The 6,990-nt window shown below is 75.6% G+C and carries 6 protein-coding genes; all 6 read left to right on the forward strand.

Features of this window, described 5'->3' with window-relative positions; genetic code table 11:
* Window positions 1-19 precede the first annotated feature (19 nt).
* Window positions 20-1,873, forward strand: a complete 1,854-nt coding sequence (locus IE329_RS28790) for a non-ribosomal peptide synthetase (protein ID WP_190213914.1) — start codon at window positions 20-22, stop codon at window positions 1,871-1,873.
* A complete protein-coding gene (locus tag IE329_RS28795) occupies window positions 1,870-2,769 on the forward strand; it encodes a thioesterase II family protein (protein WP_229927845.1) in 900 nt (299 codons plus the stop codon). The genes IE329_RS28790 and IE329_RS28795 overlap by 4 nt, the downstream gene beginning before the upstream one ends.
* Entirely contained in the window at window positions 2,745-3,926 is a 1,182-nt protein-coding gene (locus IE329_RS28800) for a cytochrome P450 (protein WP_190213915.1), read from the forward strand. Before IE329_RS28795 ends, IE329_RS28800 begins: the two co-directional genes overlap by 25 nt.
* A 125-nt stretch (window positions 3,927-4,051) precedes the next feature.
* On the forward strand, window positions 4,052-4,264 hold the full coding sequence (locus IE329_RS28805; protein WP_190213916.1) for an MbtH family protein: 213 nt from the start codon (window positions 4,052-4,054) through the stop codon (window positions 4,262-4,264).
* 7 nt (window positions 4,265-4,271) lie between these two features.
* Window positions 4,272-5,264 carry a TauD/TfdA family dioxygenase gene (locus tag IE329_RS28810; RefSeq protein ID WP_190213917.1) on the forward strand — a complete coding sequence of 331 codons (993 nt, stop codon included), beginning with the start codon at window positions 4,272-4,274 and terminating at the stop codon, window positions 5,262-5,264.
* A gap of 406 nt (window positions 5,265-5,670) precedes the next feature.
* Window positions 5,671-6,990: condensation domain-containing protein (locus IE329_RS28815; protein WP_229927846.1), on the forward strand; the 1,320-nt coding region annotated here is incomplete at its 3' end.

The raw sequence follows: 6,990 nt of genomic DNA on the forward strand, positions 1-6,990 counted from the left end.
CAGACGAGAGGCACCCGCCATGACCGACACCCTGGACACCGCCCCGGCCACCGGCCTGGACACCGCTCCGGCCGCCACCGGCCGCCCGCCGCTCGACCCGCCGGAGGACCCGGTGGCCCGCTTCCTCCGGGCCGTCGCCGCCACGCCCGGACGCACCGCCGTGCGGGCCTCCGGCAGCAGCCTCAGCTTCGCCGAACTCGACCGCCGCACCGCCGTCCTGGCCGGCGCCCTGCGCGCCCACGGCGTCGGCCGCGGCGACCGGGTCGGCGTCCACCTGCCGAGGACGGCCGAGCTGGTGGTGGCCCTGCTCGCCGTCTGGCGGGCCGGCGCCGCGTACGTCCCGCTCGACCCCGCCTACCCGGCCCCGCGGCTCGCCCTGATGGCCGAGGACGCCGCCCTCGCCCTGCTGATCAGCACGGACGCCACCGCCCTCGCCCTGCCGCCCGGCGTGCGCGCCGTCCGCCCGGACGCGGCCGGGACGCCCGCCGGCCCGGTGCCCGGCACCCCGCTCGACCCGGCGTACGTGATCTACACCTCCGGCTCCACCGGCACCCCCAAGGGCGTCGAGGCCGGCCGCGGCAACGTCGCCGCCCTGCTGGCCGGCCTGGAGCGGAGCGGCGCCTACCGTACCGAGCCGGCCGTGGTCGGCTGGAACGCCAGCGTCTCCTTCGACGCCTCCGTCCAGCAGTGGGCGCGGGTCTGCCGCGGCGACACCCTGGTGGTGCTCGACGACGCCGAACGCCTGGACCCCGAGCGCCTCGCGGCCGTCGTCGCCCGGCACGGCGTCACCGACCTGGACCTCACCCCCTCGCACTGGGAACTGCTCCGCGAGCCGCTGGCCGGCGCCCGCACCCCGCGGCTGTTCATGGGCGGCGAGCCGGTGCCCGCGCGGACCTGGAAGGAGATCGACGCGGCCGGCCTGGACGCGCTCAACCTGTACGGCCCCACCGAGTGCACGGTCGACGCCACCACCGCCCCGATCAGCGGCCCGGGCCCGCACATCGGCGCCCCGCTGCCCGGCGTCGGGGCCCACCTGCTGGACGAGCACCTCCGTCCGGTCGCTCCCGGTGCCACCGGCGAGCTCTACCTCACCGGCCCGGGCGTCGCCCACGGCTACGTCCGCCGCCCCGGCCTGACCGCCGGGCGCTTCGTCGCCAGCCCCTTCGCCCCCGGGGAGCGGATGTACCGCACCGGCGACCAGGCCCGCCGGGGCCCCGGGGGAGTGCTGGAGTACGCCGGGCGGGTCGACCGGCAGGTCAAGCTGCGCGGCTACCGGATCGAACTCGGCGAGATCGAACACGCGCTGGCCGGCCACCCGGCCGTCGCCGAGTCCGCCGTCAAGGTGTACGAGGCCGCCCCCGGCGACCAGCGCCTGGCCGGCTACGTCACCGCGGCGTCCCCGGTCACCCCCGGCGAGCTGCTGGAGCACCTGCGCGGCCAGTTGCCGGCGCACCTCGTCCCCGCCACCGTGACCGTGCTGCCGGCCTTCCCGCTCACCCCCAACGGCAAGACCGACCACGCGGCGCTCCCGGTACCCACCGCGCCGGTCGCCGACGCCCCCGCCGCCGGTACCGACGCCGACGCCGCTGCCGGCACCGACGGCCTCGGCGAGCAGGTCGCCGGAGTCTGGCGCACCGTCCTCGGCCTGGACGGCGTCCGCCCCGAGGACAGCTTCCTCGACCTCGGCGGCCACTCCCTCGCCGCCCTGCGGGTGGTCCACATGCTGCGCCGCAAGCTCGGCGTCGAACTGCAGCTGCGCCACCTGCTGGACGCCGAGGACCTGGCCGCCTTCACCGAGGTCGTCCGCCGCGCCACCCTCGCCGGAGCGGCGCCCCGCCCGGCCCTGGTCGCCCGCCGCGACGGCACCCGATGACCCCCGGCCGCCCCCGGGTCGAGGGCGACTGGCTGCTCGTCCCCGCACCGCAGCAGCACCGCCCCTTCCGGCTGTTCTGCTTCCCGCACGCCGGCGGCGACGCCACCGCCTACCTCCCGCTGGCGCACGCGCTGGCCCCGCTCGCCGAGGTCTGGGCGCTGCGGATGCCCGCCCGCGGCGGTCGCGGCCGGCACCCGATGCCCGCCACCTTCGACCGGCTCGTCCGGACGGTGGTGGCGGAGCTCGGCCCGCACCTGGAAGGACCGTTCGGCTTCTACGGCCAGAGCCTCGGCGCGCTGCTGGCCTTCGAGACGGCCCGCGCCCTGCCGCTTGGCCGGCGGCCGCGGCTCCTGGTCACCGCCTCCGCCCAGCCGCCGAGCGCCTGGACCGACGGCCGCCCGCAGCACCGCGACGCCGAGGAGCTGCTCCGGCTGGCCGGGATGGGTGACCTCGTCTCGGCCGACCCGGAGCTGCGGGAGATCGCGTTGCACGCCATCCGGACCGACCTGGAGGTCAGGCACACCTACCGGTACCGGCCGGCGCCACCGATCGAGTCCGACCTGCACACCGTGGTCGGCGACGCCGACCCGATGCTCGGCGCCGGACAGCTCGACGACTGGGCCCGGCACACCAGCGGGACCTTCGGCCTCACGGTCGTGCCCGGTGGCCACCTGCTGGCCACCGTCGAACAGCGCGGCCCCGCCGAGCTGCTCACCTCCCTGATCACCAGCCGGCCGGCCCGGCCGGCGGAGCCGCGCGGGCCAGTCCGCCCGGTCGGCTCCGCCCGCCCGGTCGACCTGGACCACCTGTACGACCTGGACCGCACGGACCGCCCCGACCAGCCGGACCTCCGGCGCCAGAAGGAGCAGCAATGGTCAGCACCACGCTCGATCTGAGTGACCCCGGGCTCTGGGCCCGCCCCGAACTGCCCGCCGTCATCGACGAACTGCGGGCCGACGACCCCGTCCAGCGCACCGAGACCGCCGAGGACGGCCCGGTCTGGTCCGTGCTCTCCTACGACCTCGCCGCCGAGGTGCTGCGGAACGCGGGCGCCTACAGCTCCGAGGGCGGCTCGCTGCTCGGCACCGGCGAGGGCCGCACGCCCGCCGGGGCCGGCCGGATGATGGCCCTGGCCGACCCGCCCCGCCACCGGCAACTCCGCACCCCGGCCAACCCGTTCTTCACGCCCGGCGGGGTCCGCAACGCCGCCCGGAGCATCACCGAACTGGCCGGCGAGATCATGGACAAGGCCGTCGCCCAGGGCGAGACCGACCTGGTGGACGCCGTGTCGGCGCTCCCGCTCGCCGTGATGTGCGACCTGCTCGACGTGCCCGAGGGGGACCGCGAGATGGTGGTGCGGGTCTGCGACGCGGCCTTCCTCGGCCGCACCGCCGACGAGCGCCGGGCCGGCCACCAGCAGCTCATCCCGTACCTGCTGCACCAGGTCATGCGGCGCCGCGCCGACCCCGGCGACGACCTGATCAGCACCATGGCCACCTACCGGCCCGGCGGCCGGCTGATGCCGGTCGAGGACGTGGTGCTCAACCTGGACAACATCGTCGTCGGCGGCGTCCAGACCGTCCGCCACACCGCGGCGATCGGCCTGCTCACCCTGGCCCAGCACCCGGAGCTGTGGCGGCAGTTGCAGAGCGGCGAGGCCGCGATGGACCTCGCCATCGACGAACTGCTGCGCTGGACCTCGGTCGGCCTGCACACGCTGCGCACCGCCACCCGGGACATCGAACTCGGCGGACACCTGGTCAGCCGGGGCGACCGGGTGGTGGTCTGGACCTGGGCGGCCAACCACGACCCGGCGGCCTTCGAGCGGCCGCACGAGATCCTGCTCGACCGCGCGCCCAACAAGCACCTGGCGCTCGGCCTCGGCGCCCACTACTGCATCGGCGCCCCGCTGGCCAAGGCCGAACTCGGCGCCCTCTTCTCGGCCGCCCTGGAGCGGGTCGCGGTGATCGAGCCGATCGGGCCGCCGCAGTACAACCGGTCGCTGATCAACTTCGGGCTCGACCACTTCCCCGCCCGGCTGATCGCCCGCTGACCGGCCCCGACCCGAACGGACGGCCCAGGGGCGGGAGTCGAACTGCCGCTCTCCTGCCTGGCCTACTGCCGCTCGGGCGGCCCGGCCGTCGATAGGTTCGCAACACCAACAAGGAGGTCACCACCATGACGAACCCGTTCGAGGACGACAGCGCCGGCTACCTGGTCCTGGCCAACGACGAGAACCAGCACTCGCTCTGGCCGGTCTGGATCGACGTGCCCGCCGGCTGGACCGTCGTGCACGAGGAGGACACCCGCCAGGGCGCCCTGGCCTACATCGAGGCCAACTGGACCGACATCCGCCCGGCCAGCCTGGTCGCCTCCCTCGGCGGGAAGTGAACACGCCATGCTCACCTGGGAGATCAACCCCGGCCGGCCGGCCCTGACCCGGGCGCCCGCCCTCGCGGGCATGGCCGAGGCGGGCGAGTGGCTGCGCGCGGCCGCCCCCGAGCTGCGGACCGCCCTGCACGAGCACGGCGTGGTGTTCCTGCGCGGCCTGCCGGTCGCCGGGACCGCCGACATCGCGACCGTCCGGGACATCCTGCTGCCGAACCGCACCCCCTACCGCGAGAAGGCCACCCCGCGCAGCGACTTCGGGGACGGCGTCTTCTCCTCGACCGACCTGCCCCCCGCGCAGTCGATCCGGATGCACAACGAGAACAGCTACACCCTCACCTTCCCCGGGCTGCTGCTGTTCGCCTGCCTGATCGCCCCCGCCGAGGGCGGCGCGACCCCGGTGGCCGACTGCCGCCAGGTGCTCAAGGAGTTGCCGCCGCACCTGGTCGACCGGATGAAGTCCTCCGGCTGGACGCTCACCCGCACCTACTCCGACTACGTCTCGCTGGGCTGGCGGACGGCCTTCGGCACGGAGGACCGGGAGGAGGTCGAGGCCTACTGCCGGGAGAACCTGATCTCCTGGGAGTGGCTGCCGGACGGCAACCTGCGCACCAGCCAGCTCCGGTCCGGCACCATCAGCCACCCGGAGACCGGCGACGAGGTCTGGTTCAACCACCTCGCGTTCTGGAACGAGTGGTCGCTGGAGGAGGACGTCCGGGAGGCGCTGACCGAGGAGTTCGGCTCCGACGGCCTGCCGTTCAACACCGGCTTCGGCGACGGCGAGCCGGTCACCGCGGAGGACGTGGCCGCGCTCAACGCCGCGTACGCCGCCGCGACCGTCCGGGAGACCTGGCAGCGCGGGGACGTGATGCTGGTGGACAACGTGCTCGCCGCGCACGGTCGCGACCCGTTCCGCGGGGACCGCAAGATCGCGGTCGCGATGGGCGAGCCGCTCGACGTCCTGGACTGCCGCCCGAGCGTGCGGCCGGCCGCCGGCGTCTGAGGTCCGGCGCCCGAGCCCCGTGCCGGCGCCCCGGCCCGCGCCCGCAGCCGGCGTGCGAAGCCGCGGCCCTGAAGTCGCCGCACCCGGCCCCTGGTTCGCCCGTCCGGGCCGGGGCGTGGCTGCCCGTCCGGCCCCGACCGTCCGGTCCTGCCCGGCCGACCCCATGCCCCTGAGCCCGCCCGCGCAGCCCGTCCGTACCCCGGGTGCGCGCGGGCGGGCCGGGGCCCGCCGCCCCCGCCGCCACCAGCAGTTCCACCACCGGCCCGCACCGCCACCCGCGCTGCCGCGCCGCCATCCCCGCGCCGTCACCCCGCACGGTCACCCCGCACCGCCATCCCCGCACCGCCGACCTGGATCGGCGCGCACCGCCATGCCCCCAGACGCGATCCGAGACGAAGGAAGATCCGTGATACCGGTTTCGTTTGCGCAGCAGCGGCTGTGGCTGATCGACCAGATCGAAGGCCGCAGCCCGCTGTACAACCTGCCGTTCGCCGTACGGCTGCGCGGCGAGCTGGACGTCCCCGCCCTCCGCGCGGCGGTGGCGGACGTCGTGGAGCGGCACGAGACGCTGCGGACGGTGTTCCCGGTCGTCGACGGCGTCCCCGTGCAGCAGGTCCTCCCCGCCGACGAGGCGGAGTTCGGGTTCGAGGTGGTCGACTGCGGCCCGGCCGACTACCCGGCACGGCGGGACGCGGCAGCGGCCACCACCTTCGACCTGGCGGCCGAACTGCCCATCCGGGTAACGGTGTTCACCCTGGCGCCGGGCGAGCACGTGCTGCTGGTGGTGCTGCACCACATCGCCGGCGACGGCTGGTCGCTCGGCCCCTTCCTGCGGGACCTCGCCACGGCCTACACCGCGCGGCAGGCGGGCGGGCGACCCGGTTGGGAGCCGCTGCCGGTGCAGTACGCGGACTACGCGCTCTGGCAGCGCGAGCTGCTCGGCGAGGAGAGCGACCCGGAGAGCCTGCTGGCCCGCCAACTGGCGCACTGGCGCGAGGCTCTGGCCGGCCTGCCGGAGGAGCTCGACCTGCCCGCCGACCGGCCGCGGCCGGCCGTGTCCAGCGGCGCCGCCGACGGACTGGAGTTCCGGCTCGACGCCGGCCTGCACGCGGCCCTGCTGGAGCTGGCCCGGACCCACCGGGCGACCCTCTTCATGGTGCTGCAGGCCGGGTTGGCCGCCCTGCTGTCCCGGCTCGGCGCCGGCACCGACGTGCCGATCGGCTCCGGCGTCGCCGGCCGGCCGGACGAGGCGCTGGACGACCTGGTGGGGTTCTTCGTCAACACGCTGGTGCTGCGCACGGACACCTCCGGGGACCCGGACTTCACCGAACTGCTGGCCCGGGTCCGGGAGACCCAGCTGGACGCGCACGCCCACCAGGACGTGCCGTTCGAGCGGCTGGTGGAGGAGCTGAACCCGGCCCGCTCGCTGGCCAGGCACCCGCTCTTCCAGGTGCTGCTGGTCCTGCAGAACAACGAACCGGCCCGGCTCGGCCTGCCCGGCCTGGAGGCCACGCCCGAACCGATCGGCATGCGGGTCGCCAAGTTCGACCTGAACATCGGCATGGAGGAGACCTTCGGCCCGGACGGCGCGCCCGCCGGCATCACCGGCTCGGTCGAGTACGCGGTCGACCTGTTCGACCGGTCGACGGTGGTGTCGGTCGTGGAGCGGTGGGGGCGGTTGCTGGCGGCGGTGGCGGCGGATCCTTCGGTGCCGGTGAGCCGGGTG

It is taken from the genome of Kitasatospora indigofera, assembly GCF_014655955.1.
GTDB classification, from domain to species: domain Bacteria; phylum Actinomycetota; class Actinomycetes; order Streptomycetales; family Streptomycetaceae; genus Kitasatospora; species Kitasatospora indigofera.

What these genes read in the sequence shown, in the direction of transcription:
- IE329_RS28790 (WP_190213914.1), top strand. Translation starts at nt 20, where the DNA reads ATGACCGACACCCTGGACACCGCCCCGGCCACCGGCCTGGACACCGCT.
- IE329_RS28795 (WP_229927845.1), top strand. Translation starts at nt 1,870, where the DNA reads ATGACCCCCGGCCGCCCCCGGGTCGAGGGCGACTGGCTGCTCGTCCCC.
- IE329_RS28800 (WP_190213915.1), top strand. Translation starts at nt 2,745, where the DNA reads ATGGTCAGCACCACGCTCGATCTGAGTGACCCCGGGCTCTGGGCCCGC.
- IE329_RS28805 (WP_190213916.1), top strand. Translation starts at nt 4,052, where the DNA reads ATGACGAACCCGTTCGAGGACGACAGCGCCGGCTACCTGGTCCTGGCC.
- IE329_RS28810 (WP_190213917.1), top strand. Translation starts at nt 4,272, where the DNA reads ATGCTCACCTGGGAGATCAACCCCGGCCGGCCGGCCCTGACCCGGGCG.